Here is a 24,767-nt window from a genome sequence, read left to right on the forward strand (position 1 = left end):
CACCTCGGAATCCCGCGCGCCATCAAATCGGAACACCGCGCGCGATCACCTCGGAATCCGCAATCGACACTGCCGCCGTCGAAAAGCATCCCAAGGTCGATGCACCAGCTGCCGAGCGACTGGCCGACGCATTGCTGCAACTGAAGAGCGGCCTGGCTCCTGACGGCACCTACAAGCCGGAATCGGCCAACATGACGATGGGCAAACTGGCGTTCAGCAAGCTGCGGGGCTGCGTCGCCTGTCATCAGGACGTGCAGGGCCAAGGCGGTCTTTCAGGGCCGGAGCTCTACGACGCCGGCAGACGCCTGCGTCCCGACTATGTCATAGCCTACGCCAAGAACCCCCAGCAGTTCGATCCTCATGTCTGGATGCCGACCCAGACGCTGTCGGAGCCCGATCTCCAGCGTCTCACGGGCTATATCGCCTCACTGGGCAAGGAGAACAAATGATGCTGCGCTACGCGCTAGCCGCACTCGGCCTGGCCATTCTCGGCGCTGGGATCACCCTGCACCAACCGGCGACTGCAGGAACCGAAAGTCCGAAGATCCAGGCCACCGCCCACCTCTATGACACCTATTGCGCACAGTGCCACGGGGTCCAGCGAAACGGGAAGGGCGTCAACACCATCGGCCTGTCCGTCCAGCCGAGGGACCACAGTGACACTGTCGCGATGTCCTCGCTGCCGCGCGAACAGATGATCAAGGCGATCACCGATGGCGGCGCTTCGGTCAACAAATCGGCTCTCATGCCCTCCTGGTCCGGCGTTCTTACGAAGGATCAGATCGAGGATATGGCCGACTACCTGATCTACGTCTGCAAATGTGACCAGAAAAAGTGACCATAATCAGCAAGCAGGGGTGAAATCATGCGAAAGTCTCTACTCGTAGCCGCGTCGGCACTCATGGGCCTGGTCTCCCAGCCCGCGCTCGCCAAGGATGTCCAACTCCGCCTCACCGCGAAGGAAGTGTCCCTGCCGGTCGACAACAAGGGGACGATGCAGGCGTCCTGGACCTATGAAGGACAGGTTCCCGGCCCGGTCCTTCGTGTCACCGAAGGCGACCGCGTTACTATCGTGCTGACCAACGACGCTGCCAACAAGAACTCGCACTCGATCGATCTGCACGCCGCGCGTGTCGACGTGGTCAAGGATTTCGAGGCGATCAAGCCGGGTGAGACGAAGACATTCAGCTTCACGGCGACCTATCCCGGCGCATTCTACTATCATTGCGGTTCCGACCCGATGTATCAGCACATCGCACGCGGAATGTTCGGTGTTATCCTGGTCGACCCGAAGGATGCCAAGGCACTGCCACCAGCCGATCGCGAATATATTCTCGTGCAATCTGAGGTCTATTCGAATCCGGATGACCTCCACTCGATCATGAAGAGTGATTGGCAGCACGTTGTTTTCAATGGCGTAGCGTTCAAGTACGATCCGGTTCACGATCCGGCTTCGACGAAGATGCTCGTCGCCAAACCCGGCGAACGTGTGCGGGTCTATTTTGTGAACGCTGGCCCCAACGAATATTCGACGCTCCATCCGATCGCCGGCATCTGGGATGCCGTCTATCCGAGCGGCAACCCCAAGAACAAGAAGGTCGGTATGCAGAGCCTGGTTGTTGGTCCGGGCGATGGAGCGACCTTTGATCTCATCTCACCTGTCGAAGGCGCCAACGTGATCGTCGACCACTCCATGTCTCACGCCCACACCGGCGCCATGGCCGTGGTGATGTTCTCAAACGATGCCGACCCCAAGATGGGGCGAGGAAATCTCATCCTCGTGCCCTGAGGCTGATCCCATTTCCGTAGCTCCGGGCGCCATGCGCGCCCAGCGCCGCGGCCTTGCCAAGAACCTTGCCGGCCACCTAGCGCCCCAAACGGCCGGGTCCTCGCGCGAAGCCGCGGCGCACCTCCATGCAGGTCTGACGTGTCCAAATGTGCTCCCAATTCCAGCCAGAGCTCGACCGATGCACGCACCCCTCGGGCTCGTGCCAGGCGAACCTACAATCTGGGACTTGTGCTAACGTTCTGTTTGATTCTGCCGGCACCGGCTCTTGCACAAACTGCCAGAATACCGGCAACAGACGAGGGTGTCACCATCATCGTGATTGGCCGGCTTGCCGCGAATGACGCCGAGCGCCGGGTTCAGGCTACGCCTGGCGGTGCCGATGTCGTGACTTACGAGGACTATGCGGACAAATCGCTTGTCTCGCTTCGAGATACCTTGGCCTACTCGCCGGGGGTCTACACGCAGCCGCGTTTTGGCCAGGAAATCCGGATATCCATTCGCGGCTCCGGTGTGTCGCGCGGCTACCATATGCGTGGGCTGACACTGCTGCAGGATGGCGTTCCGATCAATCTTGCCGATGACAACGGGGACTTCCAGGAACTCGAACCGACCTTCTTCGATCATCTTGAGGTTTACCGCGGAGCCAACGCTCTGCGCATGGGGTCGGGCACGCTTGGCGGCGCGATCAACGGTGTCACGCCGAGCGGCGATCGCGCTCATGGGCTCTATGCCCGGCTTGATTTCGGCTCGTTCGACATGATCCGGGGTCTAGCGTCGTTTGGTTTCGGAGACAGCGACACGAACGGGTGGCTGGCGGCGAGTGCCGACACACAGCGCGGCGATCGCAATCACGCGAAGCGGCATTCCCTGCGTCTCCACGGCAATGCCGCTTTTCATATTGCCGACGGCGCTCAAACCCGCTTCTACATCGGCGCCAACAGCATCGACCAGCAGCTGCCTGGCGCACTGACCCAGGTGAAGGCACTTACCGCGCCGCGGACCGGCAATTTTGTTGGGAATCAGGCCCGCGATATAGATTCCCTCCGTCTCCAGAACCGGACCACGCTCGAGTTGGGCAGCGCGATGCTCAACATCGGTGCCTTCCTCAATCTCAAACAGCTTTTTCACCCCATCTATCAGGTGATCGATCAGAACTCGGCCGATCGGGGTGTTTTTGCACGCTTCGATTATGTAGCGGGTCCGTTCGAAATGACGCTCGGTGGTGAATCGCGCTGGGGTACAATCAAGGCGAAGCGCTTTCTCAACGTCCAGGGACAGCGCGGCGCACTTACTTTCGATGCTCGCCAGACGGCCCGTACCAGCACGCTCTATACCGAACTCAGGTTCCGGCCCGTCCCCGAGGTTCAACTCCTTGTCGGCGCAATTTATGCCGAAGGCTACCGACGACAGGAGCAGTCGGTGCCTGCCCCTGTCGTAGGCAGCGCTGCCTACGACAGCTTCTCGCCCCGCGTCGGTCTCCTGTGGGAGCCAGCACATTCGATCCAAGTCTACGCCAATTTCAGTCGTTCGGCCGAGTTTCCGACCTTCGTCGAACTCGCGCAAGTGGCCGCCTTTGTTCCAGTGCGAGAACAGCATGCCTGGACTGCCGAGATCGGGACGCGCGGCAAAAGGGGCTGGATGAGCTGGGACATATCGCTCTACCGGGCTCAGGTGCGCGGGGAGATGCTGCAGTTCACCGTTGGCCCGGACATTCCAGCCCCGACCTTCAACGCCGGCCGAACATTGCATCAGGGCATAGAGGCTGGTCTGAGCCTCGAGCCGACCGACTGGCTCCGTCTCCGGCAGATCTGGCAATATTCTGATTTTCGCTTCCAAGACGATGCCCAGTTTGGGAATAACCGCCTGCCTGTCGTCCCGCGCCACGTCCTGCGAACCGAAATCCGGCTCGGAACGGAAGCCCTGCACATCGCGCCCAACGTCGAATGGGTGCCTGAAGGCGCCTGGGCCGACTATGCCAACACGGTTCGGGTACCAGGTTATGCGCTGATCGGGCTCACCGCCGGCGCCACGCTTACGAATGGCATCGACGTTTTTCTCGATGCCCGCAACCTGTTAGGCAAGAAGGCGATCGGCGACATATCCGCCGCGATCAAGGCCTTGCCGACCTCGGAAATCTATTATCCGATAGAGCAGAGGGCGGTCTACGCGGGCATTCGCGCACGTTTCTAGAGCAGGCCGCACAATACCCGCATAGCGCGGTGTGCTCCGAGTTTTTTCCGCATCGCCACCTCGGACGATCGGTACGCGCCTTCCAGCGCGATGCCGGGGCTTATCAGGCCCACGACACGCCTCAGCCAGGCTGGCCATCGATCCTTGGCGTGGCGTAGATCCACGCAGCCCAGAGGACCCAGGGCAGAAAAGCGATGAGCCATCCAATGGCTGCTGCAGCCTGCCATCCCAGCCAATCGTCTGCGAGCTCAGCCCAGATTCGCGCCACGCAGACAAGCTGTATTGCTGCGAAGGCATAGCCGGCGACAGGTGGGAGGAGGAGAGGGCGCCCGGAGTGCCCCTGGGTAACGCGCGTCACCATCGCGACCAGGATGCTGCCGAAGAAGCCGATAAACAGAGCATGGGCGGGCGCCTTGCCGAGGATCGCCGCGCCATCCAGCGCGAAGGCAATATCCTGCACTGTGAAAAGGGCCAAGGCGATCGGGAGCCAAGCGAGACCGCCATAGAGAACCAGCAGCAAAGGCGGCATCCGCCGCCGTGGAACCCAGCGAAAGAAGACCAGCAGTGAGAGGAGGAACAGCGGCAGATCGGAGAGCCAGAGGCCGTCTGCCGGCAAGCCCAGACGAAGCACAAGCAGAGCCCAGCCCAAGGCGAGAACCCATAGCGGCCGCCATGGCTCATATCCGGGCAGTGCGCTCGCGGAGAAGAACGGGATCATCCTGTGGGCGACGGTAAAATAGACCGGCGCGAGCAATCCGAACGTGCCAATCCGGGCCACGACGTTGGCTAGCGCTTCATCGCCGGTCAGGAGATAGCCGAGCCAGAGCAAGAGGCCGATCGCCCCCAGACAAAGCGCCGCGAAACATCCCGCCGCATGCCAGGTCTTGCCGGCATCGTGCCAGACAAGGCGTGCGAGCGGCAGCAGCCCGAGGATCCAGCCGGCCAACGCCGCCGCCGTTCCGAGGATGAGGCCGGGCGACCAGCCGATCGCGCCGACGAGCGTCAGGATCTGGCCGCCCAGAAGGCCCGCCGCCACCGGCCAGGCCTTGCGCCGGTCGAGATCCGGCTCACCGATCCAGCGGGGAAAGACAGTCAGCAGGAAACCGAAGAAGAAGCTTGGCAGGACCTGATACTGCATCAGGAACGCGTGAAGACGGCCCGCATAGGGTTCGGGCTGCGGCATGACGAAGAGATTCCACCGCGCGGAAGCCAGCCAGCACGCCCACCAGGCCATCGCGAGCAGGAGATTGAGCCCGCCCACGAAGAACATCAGCCGGTGCGGCGCCCTTCCCAAATTCGTGGCGGACAGCGAGGACATGACGCGAGCTACTCCTTCCAATCCGTCTGCTTGCCAGCGCCGCGCCCCGCTCAGAGCGGCTGATCCTCGTCGTCCAGGATGCGCTCCGCCGCGCCGGCGACATCGTCATATTGCCCGCTCTTCAGTGCCCAGAAGAACAGGCCCAGGCCCAACCCACCCAATGCGAGCGAAATCGGGATCAGATACCAAAGCACGTTCATGGCGCCCGGGCCCGATTACGACGCGCGCAGAAAACGCGGGCTCAGCCGCAGGGCGTTGGCGACGACAAGGATCGACGACCCCGACATCGCCAGCGCCGCGATCAGCGGCGTTACAAAGCCCGCGATGGCGACCGGCAGGGCCACCAGATTGTACAGGGCGGCAAATGCGAAATTCTGCCGGATCAGCCGATCTGCAACCCGGGCGATGGCCATTGCATATGGCACGCTCTCCAGATTGGCGTGCAGGAATACGAAATCCGCGGCCTGCCGCCCGACATCCGCGGCGCTGCCCGGCGCGATCGAGACATGCGCCGCAACGAGCGCGGGTGCGTCGTTGAGACCGTCGCCGACCATCAGCGTCTTGCGCCCGGCTCTGGCCAGTGCCGCGAGGTGTGCAGTCTTCTCCGCAGGCAGCAGTCCCGCCTGGACCGCTGCAATCCCGAGTTCCGCCGCGACCGGCACGACCGCTGCCCGGGTGTCTCCGGACATGATCTCGAGCGTGTAGCCACGAGCACGCAGCGCGGTGACGGCCGCCGCTGCTCCGGGACGCATCTCGTCCTCGAAGGCAAAGGCCTGGACCAGCTTTCCGTTGCAGGCCAGCACGGTACCACCGGCCTCGACGAGCACGCTCTCGCCCAGCGCCCATTCACGGCGACCGAGCCGCCAGACATCATCACCAATCCGGGCCTCAAGACCGAGCCCGGGACGTTCGGCAATATGATCGAACGCGATATCCGCGGGCAGGGCCGCCGCCGCAAGGGCCTGGGCATAGGGATGGTGCGAACTGGAGCCGATCCGGGCCGCGATGGCGAGGTGAGCGGGATCGATCGCGCCGTCGCGCCGCAGCGCCGGACGCCCCAGGGTCAGCGTGCCGGTCTTGTCGAGCACCACCGTATCGACCTCGACGAGCCGTTCCATGGCGGAGCCATCCTTGACCATGATGCCATGGTCGAACAGCGCCCGCGCCGCGACGACCTGCACCATCGGCACGGCAAGCCCAAGAGCGCAGGGGCAAGTGACGATCAATACTGCCACGGCAATGGTCAGCGAACGATGCCAGTCGCCGGTCGCGATCACCCACCCCAGGAAGCTGAGCAGCGCCGCGCTGTGGACGACGGGGACATAGAGACGGGCTGCGCGGTCGGCGATGCGCCGGAACTGCGAGCGTCCGCCCTCCGCCGCCTCCATGAGCCGCATCATCTCGGCAAGGAAGCTGTCCTTTGGCGCGGCCGTGGCGCGAATGGTAAGCGGTCCCGTGAGGTTGAGCGTTCCGGCGCGAAGTGCGCTTCCCGGTGCTACCTGCTCCGGCAGGCTCTCGCCGGTCGCCAGTGCGGCATCGATCTCTGAGCTGCCTTCGAGCACGACCGCATCAACCGGAATACGATCGCCCGGACGAAGGGTTATGGTCATGCCGGGTTCGAGCTCTTCGGTCGCAAGATAGGTTCGGCCGCCATCCTCCGCCACCACGGTCGCCCCGTAGGCGGCGAGGCGGCCAAGGCCTTTCACGGCGGTCCGCGCCTTGTCGCGCATGACATAGTCGAGCGTTCGGCCGATCAGCAGAAAGAACAGGAGCGAGACCGAGGCATCGAAATAGGCATGGGGCTGGCGATGGATCGTATCGTAGAGGCTCATCGCGAAAGCGAGCAGCACGCCGAGCGAGATCGGCACGTCCATGTTGGTCTGACCCCGCCGCAGCGCCCGCCAGGCCGACTGGAAAAATACCCGCCCGGAATAGGCCAGCGTCGGCAACGCGATCGCCGCTGATAGCCAATGGAACAGGTCGCGGGTCTCGCCGGCGGCACCCGACCATATCGAGATCGAGAGGCCCATGATGTTCATCGAGGCGAAACCGGCCACGGCCAGCGCGCGCACCATCCGGCCGAGCTCTGGATCCTTCGCGTCCTCGTAGGCTTCGTGAAGATGGACCTCGTACCCGAGCCCGGTGAGCGCTTCTCCGAGCGGCGGCGGTCCCTCGCTTTCCCGCCAATCGACACCCACGCGCCGGGTCGAGAGATTGACGCGCGCCCGGGTCACGCCGGGCAGGCGCACGAGTGCATCCTCGATCTTGCGGATGCAGCCGCCACAACTGATCCCGGGAACGGAAAGATCGGTGTGCCGCAGACCCGCATCGACCTGCCGGCTCGCAAGCAGGAGCTCGTCGGCCGAGAGCCGGGTGAGGGCGGATGCCTGCGTCACCGCATTACCGCACCGCTCGATAGGCGTGCCAGGTGGCATGGCCGAGCCAGGGGAAAACGACGATCAGCGCCACGAAGCCGGTTGCGACCGAGAGCAGAAAAAGGGCGAGGACAAGCGCCCCCCAGACGAGCATGGCGCCCAGGTTGTTCCAGACCAGCGCCCAGCTCGTGCCCATCGCGGTCAGGGTATCGACGCGCTGGTCGAGCATCATCGGAATGGAGAAGGCCGAGATCGCGAAGGAGAAGGCCGCGAATAACCCGCCGATCAGCGTCCCGACGATCAGCATCGCGATGCCCGTCGACGTGGTGAACAGCATCGGAGCGATGTGATCGAGACCGGGAAAGGGGCGAACGCCGAAGAACAGCGCGTAGATGATCACGGCTGCGCGCATCCACAGCAGCATGACGCCGCACAGCAGCGCCCCGGTGAACAGCACCTGGCCGCCGGCACGCGCATGGGGCAGCAGCATGTGCCGCAGCGAGACCGGCTCATCCTGTTCGAGCGCGCGGCTCTTGTCATAGAGGCCAACCGCGAGCGCCGGCGCGAAGACGAGGAAGCCCGCGATGGCAGGAAAGAGCGCATAGTCCCAGGCAAGCCAGATCAACCCGGCGACGATGCCGGCCGAAAGCAGAAAGACGAACAGGCCGTAGAGCAGGCTCGGACCCGGATTGGTGACGAGGTCACGCCATCCGTCGCGCAGCCAACCAAAGGCGGCTGCCGGGGCAAGGTTGCGAGCATATGGTTGCTCGGTCGCAAGGGGCGGAACGACTGGCGGGATCGTGGTCATCGTCTTCTCCCGATCATCTCAGCATGACGACTTGGCGGCGCCGAATACGCCGGGAGCCTTCGCCGTGCCATCAGCCCTGTTATGCTCGACGCACCTGGGTTGCGACATCGAGGCGACATAGACCAGATGGGCATTGGCGAGCAGGATCGCACCCAGCGCCGCGATCGCCAGCGTCACATAGAAGCCGCGCGATCGGGGGAGCCTCATGGCTTGCCACCCTTGTCGAGCAGGAAGACGGTCAGGATCTTCCGGTCGACCGGATCAAGACGATGTTCCCACGCCGGCATCTCGCCCTGCCGGCCGGTGTAGATCGTCGTGTAGATCGCGTCGATATCGCCCCCATAGAGCCAGGTCCTGTCGGTCAGATCGGGCGCACCAACCTGTGGGTTGCCGCGCCCCTGGTCGCCATGACAGACGGCGCAATTTGCCGCGAAGACCTCACGGCCCTTGGCGACGGATGCAGCCTTGCCCTTGGCCCAGGAAGGTTCGGACAAGGTTTTCACATAGTCGGCGACGGCAAGGACCGCATCGTTGTCGAGAATGCCATCCTTGCCGAACGCCATCATCTGGCTGACGCGGGTGTCCTTGCTCGCCGGGCTGTTGACGCCGACCGCGATCGTGTGGGCGATGGCCTCGGGTGTTCCGCCCCACAGCCAGTCTCGATCGGTGAGGTTGGGGAATCCGGCATTGCCCGTCGCGTTCATGCCATGGCAGGCCGCGCAATTGTCTCCGAACAGGCGATGGCCGTCCTCGCGCACATAGGCCATGAGCGCGGGATCGGCGCGGATCTGGTCGTAGCTCATCGCCGCGATCCGCTGGGTCCAGGCCGATCGGCCTTGTGCAGCGGCACTCACCCGCTTCGCGACGATTTCCTTCTGATCGTTGTCGAGCAGGCCGCGTGTATAGGTCCTGCCCAGCGGCCATGCCGGCATGAGGAGCCAGTAGCCGATCGAAAAGATGACGGTGACGATGAGAAAGAGCCAGACTGCCTTGGGAACCGGCGTGTTGAGCTCCTTGATGCCGTTCCACTCATGGCCGGTCGTCATGTGCCCGCTATGGGGATCGCGCTCGCCTATCGCCACGGCTTGTCCTCGTCTTCGATGATGTCGCGTGCCGCCTTGTCGAACCGGCTCCTGTTCCCCGGCCAGCAGGCATAGAGAAGGGCCACAGCCGCCATGGCGAGCAGATAGAAGAGCCCGAACGACTTGGCGAAAGCGACCAGCGTATGATGCGCGATATCCATGCCGGCGCTACTTCGTCGGCGCCGGGGGCTGATGCGCGGCGTCGCTGAGCTTGCCGAGAACCTGGAGATAGGCGACGAGCGCATCCATTTCCGAGACCGTACCCTTGTCGCCGTCGAACGATCGGATCTGCGTCGCCTCGCCGTAGCGCTTCACGAGACCGGCGGTGTCGTCATCGGGCGAGGCCTGTGCGACCGCGTCGGCGGTCGCGTTCTCGATCATCGCATCGGTATAGGGTACGCCCACGGCGCGCAGCGCGCGCAGATCGTCGCCCAGATATTTGGTCTGCAGCTGGCTCTCGCTCAACCAATTGTAGCGCGGCATGATCGACTGGGGGACGACGTCGCGCGGATTTTTGAGATGCGCCGTGTGCCATTGGTCGGAATATTTGCCGCCGAGCCGTGCGAGGTCCGGACCCGTTCGCTTGGAGCCCCAAAGCATCGGATGGTCGTATTTGGATTCGACCGCGAGCGAATAGGGGCCATAGCGCTCGACCTCGTCCTGCAGCGTGCGGATCATCTGCGAATGACAGGCATAGCAACCTTCACGGATGTAGATATTCCGGCCCGCAAGCTCGAGGGGGGTATAGACCCGCATCTTGGGATCGCTCTCGACCGTGTCGTCGATCGTGAACAGCGGCGCGATCTCGATCAGCCCGCCGATACTCGCGACGACCATGATCGCCACCGCCAGCATGATGGACTTGCGCTCGATGCGGTAATGGGTTCCAAACATCGGCGCTTATTCCGCTGGCTGGAGGTTGGCGGGGAGGAGGGCGTCGTCGGTGAGAGCGGACGCGCCCGATGGCCGGCGGATCGTCATCCAGATATTGTAGCAGCCGACGATCGCGCCGATCAGGAAGAGCAGCCCGCCGATCGCGCGCGCGACATAATAGGGATGCATCGCGACCATGCTGTCGAGGAACGAGTAGGTCAGCGTGCCGCTATCATTGTAGGTCCGCCACATCAGGCCCTGGATGATGCCCGAGTTCCACATCGCGAAGACGTAAATGAGCGTTCCGGCCAGCGCGAGCCAGAAGTGGGCCTCAACGAGGACAGGCGAGTACATGCGCTCGCGCTTCCACAGCCAGGGCACGACGGCGTAGATCGACCCGAAGGTAATGAGCGCGACCCAGCCCATCGCGCCGGCATGGACGTGCCCGATCGTCCAGTCGGTGTAATGCGACAGCGCGTTGACCGAACGGATCGCCATGAACGAACCCTCGAACGTGGAGAGGCCGTAGAAGATCGCGGCCATCATCATGAAGCGCAGCGTCGCGTCGTCGCGGACCTTGTCCCAGGCACCGTTGAGCGTGAGCAGCGCATTGGCGGCGGCAATCCAGGACGGCACGAGCAGCATCACCGAGAAGGTCATGCCCAGCGTTTGCACCCATTGCGGCAGCGCCGTGTAGTGGAGGTGGTGCGAGCCCGCCCACATGTAGAAGAAGGTGATGCCCCAGAAGCCGATGATCGACATCCGATAGGAGTAGATCGGGCGGCCGGCACGCTTGGGCAGATAATAGTACATCATGCCCAGAAAGCCCGCGGTCAGGAAGAACGCGACCGCATTGTGCCCATACCACCACTGCGTCATCGCATCCTGTACACCCGAGAACAGCGAATAGCTCTTCGCGCCGGCGAACGAGGCCGGGACCGCGAGGTTGTTCACAACATGCAGGATCGCCACCACCAGGATGAAGGCTAGGTAATACCAGTTGGCGACATAGATATGGGGCTCCTTGCGCCGCGCGAGCGTGCGCAGATAGAGCACCAGATAGGTCACCCAGACGATAACGAGCCAGATATCGGCGTACCATTCGGGCTCGGCATATTCCTTGGACTGCGTGATCCCCAGGAAATAGCCCGAGACCGCCAGGAGGCAGAACAGGTTGTAGCCGATGAGCACGAACCAGGGACTGAACTGGTCCGGCAAGCGTGCCCGGGATGTCCGCTGCATCACGTGGAAAGACGTGGCAATGAGAGCATTGCCGCCGAAGCCGAAGATCACGCCCGTGGTGTGCGCGGGACGCAGCCGTCCGAAGCTCGACCAGGCGGCATCGAAAGTCATGTCCGGAAAGGCGAGGAGCCAGGCGACCCAGTCGCCGATAAACATGCCGAAGACCGCCCACAGCATGGCGATGACGATGCCTGCCTTGCTGGGATCGTCGTAATAGCTGGTCAACCTGGTCGCGGACGGCTCCGGTTCGAAATAGCCGTTCAGCACGAAGCACAGCACGCCGAGGCTGAACAGCAGCACGAGAAAACCGTGCGCCTGCATGGGATCCGCGCGGTTCGCGCCCGCCGCCGCCATCACCAGACCGATGACGGCAAGCACGATCAGCACCGCCATGCTCCGCTGACGCTCGCTTATGGTGAGTCCTGAAACCACGCCCGATTCCCTCCCTGCGGCAGGCGGCCCCTCCTAGCATGAAGCAAGTATTGTTTATACCTCTATTAGACCAGCCAAAGCGGACACTGTTGTGGATGTTTGCAACACTCGGACCCGTCGCACGAACGCTTATCAACGGGCGACCATACATCCTACCAGCGCATAGCCGTCCCGGCGCAGCGAACGCGCAGCCTCCTCGCTGTCAAATTCCACGCGGCTCTCCCCGGCGACAAGATCGATCGGCCGTATGAAAACCCACGCCGAGACCTCCGGGGAACCCCGCGGCAAGGATCGCCCTTTCGCGTCGCTTGAAAGCCCATATTGGCGGCTTTCCGCCAGCCGAAAGAGGAAGGCATGAAGCACGTCTTCTTCTTGCGCCCCGTCGAATGCGGAACGTTCCGATCCGCGGGTCTGCCGGTGGGTGATATCGCTCATGACAACAGCCTCAATGGGAGAGAAACAAGGCTGCGCCAGATTGGTTCTCCAGCAGATATTGCGTCGTACCGCCAAAAATGAACCTTTGCAGCCGTGGATGGCCAAAGGCGCCAGCGACCAGGAGATCGACGCCGACCTCCCGTATGGCGTCGAGGATCGCTGGGCCGGCGTCGCCAGTCGTGTGGAGAATCTTCGCCTCGGCCTTGATCCCGCGATCCGCCAGATAGTCGATCGCCAGCGAACCGTCGCAAGGATGGGCCATGGCGTGGGGGACGCTGAAGATGATTATCCTTGCGGCATCGCGTAGCAACGGGACCGCGCGTCGGAGCGCACGCGAGGCCTCGCGGCCGCCATCCCAGGCGATGCCGACAGTCCCACCCGGTGAAAGCGGCTTGTCGGCGATAAAGGCCGGGCGGCGTTCGTCGAGCAGGATTTGTTGAAATGCACTGGCAAAGAAGCCGTGGCCGCGCGTCACGGACCGCTCCCAAATCACGACATCGGCGAGCCTCGTTGCGAAGCGCAAGCCGGTCCAATCATCTGCGGTGACGGCCAGGAACCTGGTTTTCGCATAGCCGATGTCCGCAAGAAGCTCACGGCAGCGCGCTTGCCCTCTTTCGGTGCTCTTCTGCAGGGTCGCGATGGCGATATCGGTCGGGCCGAAGCTCCCTTCGCCGCCCCAGTTGAAGAGGCTGACTGCCGACGGTGAGCCGTAAACCGCGGTGATCGCTGCATCGAACGGTTCGGCGAGGGCTTTGGCGATGGTCAAGATCTGCGCGTCTTTGTCGCCGCCCAGCACCGGGACTAGAATATTGGTCCAAACCATCACACCGCGCTCCCAAGCTAGAGGTCCGGCATTCGACTACGTCGGCATCCCGCACAGTCGGATAACCAGGGCACCTCAAGGACGTAGGTCTATAATGGCGCCATATTGAGCGCAGACAAACGAATGCTATTGTCATTTGACTTCAACATTTTTGCAGAATGCGGCAATGTCGATCGCTACGGCCGGTGGCTGGTGCGGCCTTTCGAGCGACATCGGTGTTCCGATGGGCAAAGGCCTGCTGGCCCCAGCCTCATATATTCCGCGCAGGCCACTGAAACCTTCGGTCAACTTGCTGAAGATCGAACCTGAGAGCGGCGGGCAGAACCTACGTCCTTGTGCACCGAACAGCGAGGATTGCCCAAGCCTACGTTTCCGACGTGGGCTTATCGTCAGTCCTGGGAAGGAACCGGCTCCAATCAATTTGCATGAGGGGAATCAGAAGGAGGATCATCCCGATCTGAAGGGCGATGCCCCATGGGCTTTTCAGCGTGTCCGCAAAGGCGTCGCCGAGGCTCGTTCCACGCAGCCCCTTGGCGCTCGCCGCGTAGAGGGAATAGGAGACGAGGCGTCCCGCAAAGAAGGCTGCGGTAAAATGCAGCAGGCGCACACGCGCCAGCCCCGCCGCAGCAAACAATTGCGCAGAAGGCAGCGGCGAAAGTGCGAACAGTCCCAGACCAAGGATCACGTTGCTCTGCCGCGCCTCCAGAGCCTCGCCCGCAGCGGCAAGATTGCGCTTTTGCTTCTCGGGTAACCACCGCCCGAGAAACCGGAACCCGTAAGCGAGTAGCAAGCGTCCGGCTGCTGCGGCAAACGCGCTGACGACGACGATCAAGGCTAAGGGCAGATCGCTGTTGAGGCCATAAAAGACGATGATCGACCAGGTCGGAGGGCCGAACGCGGGCAAGAGATTGATACCCAGAACAACCAGAAACAGGATGAGGCAGGACGTCATAATCATCCAAATTGACAAATAGCTGAGCGATATAGGCGGAGATTTGTAAGAGCGATGCAATATATTCGTCGTCAGGGTCTTGTCAGCAAAGGCTGGTGCGCTTGCTGCTTTCCATGAGGGGCATATGAGCCGATTGAGAGCCCATCCCGAGCGCCATGCGGTCTCTCGCATCGGCTGGCTGCGCGCGGCGGTGCTGGGCGCCAATGACGGGATCGTCTCGACCGCGAGCCTGATCGTCGGCGTCGCGGCTTCCGGGGCCGACAAGACCAGCATCTATGTCGCTGGCGCTGCGGCGCTGGTCGCAGGGGCCATGTCGATGGCCGCCGGCGAATATGTCTCGGTCAGCTCTCAGGCCGACACGGAAAAAGCCGATATCGCGCGGGAGACGGGTGAACTTGCTGGTCAGCCCGATTTCGAGCGGCAGGAGCTGGCCGACATCTATATCGCGCGCGGACTGGACGAACATCTGGCCGGGCAGGTTGCGGATCAACTCATGGCCCACGACGCGCTGGGTGCGCACGCGCGCGATGAGCTGGGCATTTCCGAAGTGGTGAGCGCTCGCCCGCTCCAGGCCGCCTTGACCTCGGCGCTGACCTTCAGCGCCGGCGCGCTCATGCCGCTGCTTCTCGTCACCATCGCGCCGTCAGCCAGCCTTGTACCGATCGAGGTTGCAGCCACATTGCTGTTTCTGGCCATTCTTGGCGCGCTTGGGGCCTGGGCCGGTGGTGCCCCGCCTGTGCGATCAGTGCTGCGGGTCACCTTCTGGGGTGCGCTGGCGCTGGCGGCGACCGCGGGGATCGGGCGGCTGTTCGGAACGGTGGTTTAGGGATCGCACCGGATTTCGTCAGGTTTCGGTCAGCCTATGTTCCTAGCCCTTCGCCTGGAAAGGCGAACATCATGGCACATCCTGATCGCGCAGAGACATTCAAGGTTTGGGACGCGCCGTTGCGGCTGTTCCATTGGCTGCTGGTTGCGGCGATCACGATCGCCTTCCTGTCGTCCGAAGGCGATAGCCCGATCGCCACCTGGCACATGGTCGCGGGATGGAGCGCGGCCGTGCTGATCGCGTTTCGCCTGGTCTGGGGATTGATCGGCGGCGAGCATGCCCGCTTCGCGGACTTCGTCAGGCCCTCGGCAATCGCCTCGCACCTCCGCGAACTGCTGGTGGGCCGAACCGAGCGAGCCATCGGGCATAATCCCTTGGGCGGGATCGCGGTGATCGCTCTCCTTGGGCTTACCGGGGTCGTTCTGTGGAGCGGGATCACCGTCGCGGCAGACCGCATGGATGAGGATCTCCACGAGGTCCTTGCCTATGGCCTGCTCGTCCTCATCGGCATCCATGTTGGCGCGGTGCTGCTCATGTCGCTGCTTACCCGCGAAAACCTGGTTCGCGCCATGATCGGTGGTCGCAAGAAACGCGACCTCCATCCCGGCGCACGGGATGCGCGAGCACCGGGCGTCTTCGCAATGCTGCTCGGCCTCGTGGCGATCGTCCTGACAAGTCTTGCGATCCTTCGGGCAGAGCCGACCGCATTCTCACACCAGCACCGCGAGGCGCATCACGGCGCCCATGACGAACGGGACTAACGACTTATGGTCATGACTTGATAGAAGACGTCATGCCTGATCCTGATCATCCGTCCTTGAAAGCCCGCAAAAGACATGCGCCTTCTCGTCGTCGAAGATAATGACCGGATGGCGGCGCTGATCGCCGATGGCCTCCAGCGCCGGGGCTTCGTCTGCGATGTGGCATTGAACCTTGCACAAGCTGACGATGCCATGGCCGGCGCGCAATATGACGCGATCGTGCTCGATCTCGGTCTGCCCGATGGTGACGGGATCGACTGGCTCGCCGATCACCGCAAATATCACCAGATGCCACCCGCCATCATCCAGACGGCACGCGGGGCATTGGAAGATCGTATCACCGGGCTTGATGCGGGCGCGGACGATTATGTCGTCAAACCGGTCGAGGTCGACGAACTCGCCGCGCGCATCCGCGCCCTGCTGCGGCGCCCCGGCGTCCGGACGCAGCCGATCATCGAGGTGGGCACGCTTCGCTTCGACACGGCGAACCGATCCGCGAGCATCGCGGATCGTAACGTCGACCTCTCCCGCCGTGAGGCCGATCTGCTGGAACTGTTGATGCGCCGGGCGGGAACAGTGGTCCACCGCGACGTCATTGAAAACGCCCTCTACAGCTTCAACGATCCCGTCACCCCCAACGCGGTGGAAGCTGCGATTTCGCGGCTGCGCCGCAAGCTGGACGAGGCGGCGCTGCCCGATATGCTCCATACCGTCCGCGGCGTCGGCTATATGCTGAAGGACATTCCGGCATGACGCAGCGCCGATCGGTTTCCCGGCGTTTGCGGCGCGGACTGGGCATCATAGGCCTGATCGGCACCGTCCTGTTGCTGGCGGCGGTCGCCTTCTTCTACAGCTTCACCTTCACCCATCTCGATCCGCAAGCCGCGATGATGCGGGCGATCAAGGAGATGCTGGAGCATGTCGCGCTGCCGCTGATCGTGTTGCTGGTGCCGGTGACGATCATGGTGCTGCGGGTGATCCGTCAGGCTTTCGTGCCACTGGCAGAAGCCGCCGCCGAGATCGAGGCGGCACGCGGACACGAACGGGGCTTTCGCATCGACGCCTCGCAGATGCCCGCTGAGGCAGTGCCCTTCACCGAAGCGGTCAACGACCTGCTCACCCGTCTCGATGAGTCCGCAATGCGGCAGGAGGCGTTCGCGGCCGATGTCGCGCACGAACTACGCACGCCACTTGCGCTCTTGTCACTCGAACTCGACCGGCTCGATCATGACGATGCCGTCCGGCTCAAGAAAGATGTCGCCGCGATGCGCCGACTGATCGACCAACTCATGCTGCTGGCGCAAATCGACGCCGATGCGGCGGCACAGATTGCGCCAGAGCCGACATCGCTTGCCGATGTGGCGAGCGACGTGGTCGGCTCGATCGCACCGGTGATCATCGCGGAGGGAAAGATGATCTCGCTCGATACCGATGAGCCCGCGCTGATCGTGAATGCCCGGCGTGAGGCGGTCGCGGCAGCGCTGCGCAACCTCATCGAAAATGCGACGCGCGTCACCCCCGTCGGCGGGACGATCCAGGTCCGGGTCGGCCCGGACGCAACTTTGGCGGTGCGCGACGAAGGACCGGGGCTGACGCCGGACCGGCTACGCGACCTGGTGCAACGTCACCGCCGCGCCGACCATGCGAGCAAGACCGGCGCGGGCCTTGGCCTTGCCATCGTCGAGCGGATCATGGCCGCCCACGGCGGCAGGCTCACAACAGATCCGGCCACCCGCGAACTCGCTCTACGCTTCCCCGAACCCTGATCTTCCGGTCGGCATGTCGTCAGGCTTTGGTCAGGGACGCACCCTAGCCGGACGTCATGTCCAGACGAACTATGCTGTTTTCGGGCGCCGCCGCGCTTGTCTTGCTCCTCGCCGGTTTGTGGTGGCTTTCCGCGCCGCCGGGCGGATCCAGCATTCCGGCGGCACAGGGCGCTGCGGGACCGGAAAGCGGGGTTCTGGCGGTAGATGCTCGCCGTGCGGCGCAAATGGGCATCCGTCTCGCACCAGCGGGAGCGGCTGAGGAAGCGCCGCTTGCTACTATCCCCGCGATGATACAGCCTCCCGCCAATGCCCGCGTGGCGGTGGCGGCGACGTTTCCCGGCACGGTCTTGCGGACCCTGGTGGTTGAAGGCGACAGCGTGCGGCGCGGTCAGCCGCTGGCTGTCATCGCGAGCCGTGACGTGCTGACGATCGGCGCCGATCTCAGCCGCGCACATGCGCGCAGCGGGGTGGCGCAGGCCAATGCGGCGCGATTATCACAGCTCAGCCGGGAAGGCATTATCGCCGGCGCGCGTGCGGATGAAGCGAACGCGATCGCCGCCGAAGCGCGCGCCGACGTCTCCGAGAAATCCCGCATTTTGGCGATGGTCAATGGCCATGGCGGCAGCGGCTCCTACAAGCTCACCGCTCCCATCGCCGGCCGGATCACCAGCGCTGCGATCCAGGCGGGCAATCCGGTCGACGGCACCACCGCGCCTTACGTGATCGACGCAGCGGATCGCTATGAAGTGGTCGGGCAATTGCCCGAGCGGCTGATCGGCCAGGTCCGCCCCGGCATGAGCGTGCGGCTCCTTCCCGATCTTACAGGACGCATCGTTGCGGTAGGCTCTACCATCGACCCGGCGACCCGCTCGGCGAGCCTGAAGGCGGAGATCCCCGCCGGTCCAGGCGTCGTTGCGGGCCGCGCCACCAGCATCGTGATCGCCGGCCCGGCGCCAGCGGGTGCGGTGAGCGTGCCCGATGCGGCCATCACCATGATCGACGGCAAGTCCATGATATTTGTCGCCGAGCGCGGCGGCTTCGCGATCCGGCCCGTTACCAGCGGCGGGACCAGCAATGGTCGCACCGTACTGCTCTCCGGCGTCAGGCCGGGCGAACAGATCGTCGTTTCCGGCACGAGCGCGCTGAAAGCGCTCGCCACCGCGCAATAGGTCCGCCCCATGCTGCGTTCGCTCGTCGCCACGGCGCTTTCCTACCGCCTGCTTGTTCTCGTGCTCGCTACAATCACGGCGGGGCTTGGCGTCTGGGCCTTCACCACCTTGCCCGTCGATGCCTATCCCAACATCGCGCAGACGCAGGTGAAGCTGATCCTCAAGGCCCCCGGCATGACGCCCGAGGAGGTCGAAAGCCGCGTCATCACACCGATCGAGACGGAGATGCTCGGCATCCCCCACCAGGCAATCCTGCGCTCGACCGCCAAATATGCCATCGCCGACATCACGATCGACTTCACCGACGGTACCGACATCTATTGGGCGCGCCAGCAGGTCACCGAACGCCTCTCGGGCGTCATGGACGATCTGCCGGTATCGGTGAGCGGCGGCCTCGCCCCGATCTCGACACCGCTCTCCGACGTTTACATGTTCACCATCGAAGGGCCGCTATCGCTCCAGCAGAAGCGCGAACTGCTCGACTGGACGATCCGGCCCGCGCTGCGCACGGTGCCCGGCGTCGCCGATGTCAACGCGCTGGGCGGCTATGTCCGCACGTTCGAGGTCAGGCCCGATCCGGTCGCGCTGGCGAGCGCGAAACTCTCCGTGGCCGACCTGAGCGCCGCAATCGAAAGCGGCAACCGCAATGACGGCGCGGGCCGCCTCGCGAGCGGCGAGGAAGCCCTGATCGTCCGCGCGGTGGGCGCGATCCGCACCGTCGAGGATCTGGGGTCGCTCGTCATCGCCAGCCGCGACGGACGGATCGTCCGGCTCGGCGATGTCGCCACCGTCGGCACAGGCAGTCTCACCCGCTATGGCGCGGTCACGCGCGGCGGCAAGGCCGAAGCCGTGCAGGGCCTCGTCATCGCGCTGCGCGGCGCGGATGCCCGCCAGGTGGTCGATGGCGTGCGGGCACGGCTCGCCGAGATGCAGAGTGGCCTGCCCGAAGGCACAGAAATCCACGTTTTCTACGATCGCTCCGATCTGATCGAGCGCGCGGTCGGCACGGTCGAGAAGGCGTTGCTGGAGGCGACCGTGCTGGTCGTCGTGCTGCTGATCCTGTTCCTCGGCGACTGGCGCGCCGCCGCGATCGTCGCGGTGACCTTGCCGATGGCGGCGCTCATCACCTTCCTGTTCATGCGCGGCATGGGGCTGTCCGCCAATCTGATGAGCCTGGGCGGCCTCGCCATCGCGATCGGCCTGCTGGTCGATGGCGCGGTGGTCGTGGTCGAGAATGTCGTCGAGCGGCTGGGGCACGCGCATGGCGAGGATACGCCCCGGCTGCACCTTGTGTTCCGCGCGACCAGCGAGGTGATCGTGCCGGTGTCGGCGGGCATCGTGATCATCGCGCTGGTGTTCCTGCCGCTGCTGTCGTTGCAGGGGCTGGAGGGCAAGCTGTTCGCGCCGGTCGCGCTCACTATCGTCTTTGCCCTGCTCGGCTCTTTGCTGCTCGCGCTGACGCTTGTGCCGGTGCTCGCCACTTTCGGCCTCAGGAGCGGCCATCATGGCAATCCGTGGATCATGCGCCAGCTTGGCCCGCGCTATCGCGCGCTGCTGGACGGCGCGTTTGCGCGCAAGCGTCTGGTCTATGGCCTGTCCGCCGCCGGGCTGGTGCTGGCGGGTCTGGCTTATGGCGCGGTCGGCAAGACGTTCATGCCGACGATGGACGAGGGTTCGGTGATCGTCCAGCTCACCAAGCTGCCGTCGATCAACCTCGATCGGTCGGTCGCCGGTGACATGGCCGTGCAGCGCGCGCTCCTCACCGTGCCGGAAGTCGAGGATGTGATCGCCCGCGTTGGTTCCGACGAGATCGGTCTCGACCCCATGGGCCTTAATGAGACCGACAGCTTCGTCCAGTTGAAGCCGCGATCTGAGTGGCGGGGCAACAAGGACTTCGTAGTCGAGGAAATCCGTAAGGCGCTCGAGGGATTGCCCGGCATCGAGGCCAGCTTCACCCAACCGATCGAAATGCGCGTCTCGGAGATGCTGACCGGCGCGCGCGGCGATCTCGCGGTGAAGATATTTGGTCCCGATTCGCAGATGCTCGCCGATCTGGCGGGCCAGGTCCAGCACACGCTGTCCGGCATCCAGGGCGCATCGGAAGTGCTGACGGTCGCCAATGACAGCGTGGATTATCTCCAGCTCGAAATCGATCGCGCGGCGGCGGGACGGTTCGGAATGCCGGTCGACCAGATGCAGGATGCGCTGCGTGCGCAGGTCGAGGGTGTTCACGCAGGGATCGTCGCCGATGGGCAGAAGCGCGTGCCTATCGTGATCCGCGGCGATGACAGCATCCGCAATGACCCGGCCCGCTTCGCCGATCTGCAACTGCGCACGCCGGGCGGCACGCTGGCGCGCGTCAGTGACATGGCGCGGGTGGAGCGGACGCAGGGGCCGGTGAAACTCGACCATGAGAACGGCTCGCGCTTCGCTCTGGTGCAGGCGTTCGTCTCGGGACGCGACCTGGTCGGCTATGTCGATGAGGCGAAGGCGGCCGTCGCCGCCAAGGTCAGGCTCCCGGCGGGTTACAGCATCGTCTGGGGCGGCCAGTTCGAGAACCAGCAGCGCGCGTCGGCGCGGCTGATGCTGGTGATCCCGATCGCGTTGGCGCTGATCTTCCTCGTCCTGCTGGCAACGCTCCGCTCGCTCAGGGCATCGCTCCTGATCCTCGCGAATATCCCGTTCGCGATGGTCGGCGGGCTGCTCTCGCTCTGGCTGTCGGGTCAATATCTCTCCGTTCCCGCATCGGTGGGGTTCATCGCGCTGCTCGGCATCGCCGTGCTCAACGGGCTGGTGCTGGTCTCTTATTTTCGTCAGCTCCGCGCCGAAGGGCTGAGCATGGCCGAGACGGTAAGGCTGGGTGCGCAGCGGCGGCTGCGGCCCGTGCTGATGACCGCGAGCATCACGGCTTTCGGCCTCGTACCCTTGCTGTTCGCCAGCGGACCGGGATCCGAAATTCAGCAGCCGCTGGCGATCGTGGTGATCGGCGGCCTCATCACCTCCACTTTGCTGACGCTGATCCTGCTGCCGATCCTGTTCGAGCGCTTCGGCGAAAGCGCTGAGGAAATCGCAAATGTCTGACCTTCTGTTCACCCTCCATTGCGCCGTCCGCGACACCGAAGCGTTGCTGGGCGCAATCCGCACCATATCCCCGGCACCCATCCACATCCGCGCGGAATCGGTCCGCGGCCAGGACTATGGCGATGCCGGAACGGCGGAAAAAGTGTCCGGCGAGCTCAAGCGGACTACGCTCGAACTGATCGTCGGCGCGGACAGGATGCCCGATCTTCTTCAGGCCGTGGAGGAAGCCCGGCGCGACCTGCCGGTCCGCTGGCGAACCACCTGCCTGCTCGATCATGGAAGGATCGCCTGATGCGGGCCATGCTCCTCGCCTGCGGCCTGCTGCTCGCCGCATCGCCAGCCCTGGCACAGCGCAGCGATCTGCCGCCCTCCGACAGGGTGAACGAGGCGTTGGACAATCATCCCAGCGTTGCCGCAGCCGCCGCCCGCGTCGAGGCCGCGCGGGCACGGGGCGACATGCTGCGCAGAGGACCGCATGAGGTGACTGTCAGCGGCAGCTATGTTCGCCGCACCGTCGATCGCGAAGGCGCGTTCAATGAGTTCGACACGACGATCAGCCGTCCCTTCCGCCTGCCCGGCAAGGCGGCGCTCGATCGTGAGGCGGGCGCGCTGGGCGTTGAGGTGGCCCAGAACCAGATGGAGGATGTCCGCCACCAGACGGCGCTCATCCTGTCCGCCCTGTGGCATGACTGGCTGACCGCCGGGGGCCATTATCGCAACGATCTCGATACCATCCGGGGGCTGGAGGCATCGGTGGCGGCCATAGCGCGGCGCGTAGCGCTGCGGGATGCCGCGCAGCTTGACCTCGATCAGGCTGCCGCCGCGCTTGCACAGGCACGCGCGCAGGCGGCCTCGTCGCTTGCCTCACGCGAACAGGCGCGCTTGACGCTGGCTGCGACCTTTCCGGACATTCCACTTCCGCCCGAGCCGCCGGAACTCGCGATACCCCTGCTGCCTGCCGATGGGCTGGAAGCCATGCGCGATCTGGTGATCGAACGCAGCCACGAAATCGGCGCCGCCGATAAGGAGGCGCAACGCCTGGATGTCACCGCACACCGGGTCCGCGCCGACCGTGTCGCCGATCCTTCCTTCGGCGTCCGCCTGTTCAGCGAACGCGGTGGTACGGAAACAGGGGCGGGGGTCGTCGCCTCGATCCCGTTGGGCGGCGGCTATCGCCGTGCGGCGGCCGATCAGGCCTCGGCCGAGGCCAATGCCGCGCGCATGGAACTGGCGACCGTGACACGCACCGTCGAGGCGATGGCCAATGCTGGTCTTTCCAACGCACGCACCCGGTTCAATGCCTGGTCCAACGCCGAAGCGTCCGCCCGCAGCGCCGGCGATGCCGCCGCAAGGACCGCTCGCGGCTATCAACTTGGCCAGATCGATCTGGCCGATCTCCTTTATGCGCAGCGGCAGACCAATGACGCGCGCCGCATGGAGATCGATGCCCGCTCCGAAGCGAACCGGGCGTTACTCAGGCTCGAAATCGACTCGCACAGCATCTGGGCGGCCGACGAGGAGAAAACACCGTGATGATGTTCACCGCTCACCGAGTTAGCCCAACCCATGATTGGCGAGGGCACCGGTGACGATCTAGTCATGACACTCAAAACCGGGCCTCGTTCAGGCGTAGTAGAGCCAAGATTCATGCACGCATTGGCAAAAGCCGATACGCATATCGATATGCTGCATTTTCGATGAAGGATGATTTCGATGGCTTCCAGAACGCTGAGGCTGAACATGCCGCAATGGCAGGGTGGTGACGAACCCGCCTATCGCTTTGGCGCCGAATTGCTACGCTGGCTGGCCCCGGAACACGATGGCCCGGAAGAAACGGTCTTCGTTCCCGAACCGAACGGTCGCGCACCAGAGATTGACCATGGTATCAAGGCACGGACTGTTCTGCTGTCGCAGGCGCGTGCAGCACGCGCGGCCATCGAACGCCACGATCCTGACCGTATCGTCACGCTTGGCGGTGATTGCCTGGTTGATCTGGCCCCCATGGCCTATCTCAATCGTAAATATCCCGCGCTGGGCGTGCTCTGGATCGACGCGCATCCCGATGTGATGAGCGCTGCGGAGTTTTCGCATGCCCATGCCCATGTGCTTGGGATGTTGCTGGGTCGGGGCGACGAAGCGTTCACGGCCGAAGTACCGAAAAAGCTGACCGTCTCACGAGTAATGATCGCCGGGATGAGCGCATGGACCGACGCCGAAGGCGCAATTCTGAAGGGCCTGGGCCTCCGGCATGTGCCTGCCGCTGATCTCGCCCGCGACAGCCAGCCCATCCTCGACTGGATCGAAACGGAGGGGATTACGCATCTTGCCGTGCATTTTGATCTCGACGTTCTCGATCCGGCGCATTTTTCACCGCTGCTGTTCAACAGGCCGGATGTGCCAGCGGGGAGTTTCGACGGGATCGTGCAGGGTACGATGCGGCTTGAGCAGGTCGTTCGGCTGTTGAACGACGCAGGCGCTGCGGCGGATATGGTTGGCCTGGCCATCGCCGAGCATTTGCCGTGGGACATGCTGCGCCTGAAACAGGCTCTCGCCGATCTGCCCGTCATGAAATCATGACCCTCCGACGTTGCTCACCTGCCGCGACGGGTTTGCATCCGATATATCTCGAAGCTGGGCACCTCCATCAACTTGGTGGACTCAGCGATTTGCGGCAGCCAGCGGCGTCGAGGGCCTGAAGGCCGGCGGTGGCTATGCGGCTATCGCCGTATTTCATTCGTTTTCCTGAGTGCCGGGCACAGCTATCCTGTCGCGCCCCGTCGTTCGTGGAAGATCAGGCGGTTCATGTTGTAGGCCAGATTGGCCAGCGTGATCTTGGCCTCGGCGC

General features: G+C 64.0%; 25 protein-coding genes. 13 read left to right on the forward strand and 12 right to left on the reverse strand.

Translation table 11 applies throughout. The annotated features are described in order from the left end of the window. The 4 genes from PYV00_RS21235 to PYV00_RS21250 all read left to right on the forward strand — a co-directional run. Nucleotides 1-449, forward strand: a 449-nt coding sequence (locus tag PYV00_RS21235) for a c-type cytochrome (protein WP_275230330.1), incomplete at its 5' end; no start/stop codon positions are given. Further along, nucleotides 446-838, forward strand: coding sequence for a c-type cytochrome (locus tag PYV00_RS21240; protein ID WP_275230331.1), 393 nt, complete (start codon nucleotides 446-448; stop codon nucleotides 836-838). The genes PYV00_RS21235 and PYV00_RS21240, both read left to right, overlap by 4 nt. Before the next feature lie 63 nt (nucleotides 839-901). Next, on the forward strand, nucleotides 902-1,789 hold the full coding sequence (locus PYV00_RS21245) for a multicopper oxidase domain-containing protein (RefSeq protein WP_275230332.1): 888 nt from the start codon (nucleotides 902-904) through the stop codon (nucleotides 1,787-1,789). 243 nt (nucleotides 1,790-2,032) lie between these two features. After that, nucleotides 2,033-3,979: a TonB-dependent receptor family protein gene (locus tag PYV00_RS21250; protein ID WP_275230333.1), complete on the forward strand. Its 1,947-nt coding sequence runs from the start codon at nucleotides 2,033-2,035 to the stop codon at nucleotides 3,977-3,979. A 121-nt stretch (nucleotides 3,980-4,100) separates the two neighbouring features. On the opposite strand, the gene PYV00_RS21255 is transcribed toward PYV00_RS21250, so the two are convergent. The 12 genes from PYV00_RS21255 to PYV00_RS21310 all read right to left on the reverse strand — a co-directional run bounded on the left by PYV00_RS21255 (nucleotide 4,101) and on the right by PYV00_RS21310 (nucleotide 14,325). Further along, a complete protein-coding gene (locus PYV00_RS21255) occupies nucleotides 4,101-5,297 on the reverse strand; it encodes an NnrS family protein (protein ID WP_275230334.1) in 1,197 nt (398 codons plus the stop codon). A gap of 50 nt (nucleotides 5,298-5,347) precedes the next feature. Next, the gene (ccoS, locus tag PYV00_RS21260; protein ID WP_275230335.1) at nucleotides 5,348-5,497 is read right to left on the reverse strand and encodes a cbb3-type cytochrome oxidase assembly protein CcoS; all 150 of its coding nucleotides are present in this window, start codon (nucleotides 5,495-5,497) and stop codon (nucleotides 5,348-5,350) included. A gap of 15 nt (nucleotides 5,498-5,512) precedes the next feature. Next, complete coding sequence (locus PYV00_RS21265; protein ID WP_275230336.1) at nucleotides 5,513-7,693, reverse strand: heavy metal translocating P-type ATPase; 2,181 nt, start codon at nucleotides 7,691-7,693, stop codon at nucleotides 5,513-5,515. Nucleotides 7,694-7,697: 4 nt separating this feature from the next. Then, nucleotides 7,698-8,480: a DUF2189 domain-containing protein gene (locus PYV00_RS21270; protein ID WP_275230337.1), complete on the reverse strand. Its 783-nt coding sequence runs from the start codon at nucleotides 8,478-8,480 to the stop codon at nucleotides 7,698-7,700. A gap of 18 nt (nucleotides 8,481-8,498) precedes the next feature. Continuing rightward, the gene (locus PYV00_RS21275) at nucleotides 8,499-8,687 is read right to left on the reverse strand and encodes a hypothetical protein (protein WP_275230338.1); all 189 of its coding nucleotides are present in this window, start codon (nucleotides 8,685-8,687) and stop codon (nucleotides 8,499-8,501) included. Beyond that, nucleotides 8,684-9,526, reverse strand: coding sequence for a cytochrome-c oxidase, cbb3-type subunit III (ccoP, locus tag PYV00_RS21280; RefSeq protein WP_275230339.1), 843 nt, complete (start codon nucleotides 9,524-9,526; stop codon nucleotides 8,684-8,686). The genes PYV00_RS21275 and ccoP overlap by 4 nt, the downstream gene beginning before the upstream one ends. A 26-nt stretch (nucleotides 9,527-9,552) precedes the next feature. Continuing rightward, nucleotides 9,553-9,723, reverse strand: coding sequence for a cbb3-type cytochrome c oxidase subunit 3 (locus tag PYV00_RS21285; protein ID WP_275230340.1), 171 nt, complete (start codon nucleotides 9,721-9,723; stop codon nucleotides 9,553-9,555). A gap of 7 nt (nucleotides 9,724-9,730) precedes the next feature. Further along, nucleotides 9,731-10,456, reverse strand: a complete 726-nt coding sequence (ccoO, locus tag PYV00_RS21290; protein WP_275230341.1) for a cytochrome-c oxidase, cbb3-type subunit II — start codon at nucleotides 10,454-10,456, stop codon at nucleotides 9,731-9,733. 6 nt (nucleotides 10,457-10,462) lie between these two features. Next, the gene (ccoN, locus tag PYV00_RS21295) at nucleotides 10,463-12,070 is read right to left on the reverse strand and encodes a cytochrome-c oxidase, cbb3-type subunit I (RefSeq protein WP_275230342.1); all 1,608 of its coding nucleotides are present in this window, start codon (nucleotides 12,068-12,070) and stop codon (nucleotides 10,463-10,465) included. Nucleotides 12,071-12,241: 171 nt separating this feature from the next. Continuing rightward, entirely contained in the window at nucleotides 12,242-12,544 is a 303-nt protein-coding gene (locus tag PYV00_RS21300) for a hypothetical protein (RefSeq protein ID WP_275230343.1), read from the reverse strand. Between the two features lie 10 nt (nucleotides 12,545-12,554). After that, on the reverse strand, nucleotides 12,555-13,367 hold the full coding sequence (locus PYV00_RS21305; RefSeq protein ID WP_275230345.1) for a universal stress protein: 813 nt from the start codon (nucleotides 13,365-13,367) through the stop codon (nucleotides 12,555-12,557). Between the two features lie 364 nt (nucleotides 13,368-13,731). Further along, nucleotides 13,732-14,325, reverse strand: a complete 594-nt coding sequence (locus PYV00_RS21310) for a hypothetical protein (RefSeq protein WP_275230346.1) — start codon at nucleotides 14,323-14,325, stop codon at nucleotides 13,732-13,734. A gap of 118 nt (nucleotides 14,326-14,443) precedes the next feature. Between PYV00_RS21310 and PYV00_RS21315 the strand changes: the two genes are divergently transcribed. The 9 genes from PYV00_RS21315 to PYV00_RS21355 all read left to right on the forward strand — a co-directional run bounded on the left by PYV00_RS21315 (nucleotide 14,444) and on the right by PYV00_RS21355 (nucleotide 24,499). Next, nucleotides 14,444-15,145, forward strand: a complete 702-nt coding sequence (locus tag PYV00_RS21315) for a VIT1/CCC1 transporter family protein (RefSeq protein ID WP_275230347.1) — start codon at nucleotides 14,444-14,446, stop codon at nucleotides 15,143-15,145. Between the two features lie 71 nt (nucleotides 15,146-15,216). Then, entirely contained in the window at nucleotides 15,217-15,906 is a 690-nt protein-coding gene (locus PYV00_RS21320; RefSeq protein WP_275230348.1) for a cytochrome b/b6 domain-containing protein, read from the forward strand. Between the two features lie 75 nt (nucleotides 15,907-15,981). Beyond that, the gene (locus PYV00_RS21325) at nucleotides 15,982-16,659 is read left to right on the forward strand and encodes a winged helix-turn-helix domain-containing protein (RefSeq protein ID WP_275230349.1); all 678 of its coding nucleotides are present in this window, start codon (nucleotides 15,982-15,984) and stop codon (nucleotides 16,657-16,659) included. Beyond that, nucleotides 16,656-17,672 carry a sensor histidine kinase gene (locus PYV00_RS21330; RefSeq protein WP_275230350.1) on the forward strand — a complete coding sequence of 339 codons (1,017 nt, stop codon included), beginning with the start codon at nucleotides 16,656-16,658 and terminating at the stop codon, nucleotides 17,670-17,672. The genes PYV00_RS21325 and PYV00_RS21330 overlap by 4 nt, the downstream gene beginning before the upstream one ends. A 56-nt stretch (nucleotides 17,673-17,728) precedes the next feature. Next, nucleotides 17,729-18,841 (forward strand): efflux RND transporter periplasmic adaptor subunit, encoded by a 1,113-nt coding sequence (locus tag PYV00_RS21335; RefSeq protein WP_275230351.1) that lies wholly within the window; start codon nucleotides 17,729-17,731, stop codon nucleotides 18,839-18,841. Between the two features lie 9 nt (nucleotides 18,842-18,850). Further along, on the forward strand, nucleotides 18,851-21,922 hold the full coding sequence (locus PYV00_RS21340) for an efflux RND transporter permease subunit (protein WP_275230352.1): 3,072 nt from the start codon (nucleotides 18,851-18,853) through the stop codon (nucleotides 21,920-21,922). Then, nucleotides 21,915-22,214 (forward strand): DUF3240 family protein, encoded by a 300-nt coding sequence (locus PYV00_RS21345; protein ID WP_275230353.1) that lies wholly within the window; start codon nucleotides 21,915-21,917, stop codon nucleotides 22,212-22,214. Before PYV00_RS21340 ends, PYV00_RS21345 begins: the two co-directional genes overlap by 8 nt. Further along, a complete protein-coding gene (locus PYV00_RS21350) occupies nucleotides 22,214-23,455 on the forward strand; it encodes a TolC family protein (protein ID WP_275230354.1) in 1,242 nt (413 codons plus the stop codon). The genes PYV00_RS21345 and PYV00_RS21350 overlap by 1 nt, the downstream gene beginning before the upstream one ends. 180 nt (nucleotides 23,456-23,635) lie before the next feature. Next, the gene (locus tag PYV00_RS21355; protein WP_275230355.1) at nucleotides 23,636-24,499 is read left to right on the forward strand and encodes an arginase family protein; all 864 of its coding nucleotides are present in this window, start codon (nucleotides 23,636-23,638) and stop codon (nucleotides 24,497-24,499) included. Nucleotides 24,500-24,767: the final 268 nt, after the last annotated feature.

This window comes from Novosphingobium album (ex Liu et al. 2023), from assembly GCF_029076845.1.
Lineage (GTDB): Bacteria > Pseudomonadota > Alphaproteobacteria > Sphingomonadales > Sphingomonadaceae > Novosphingobium.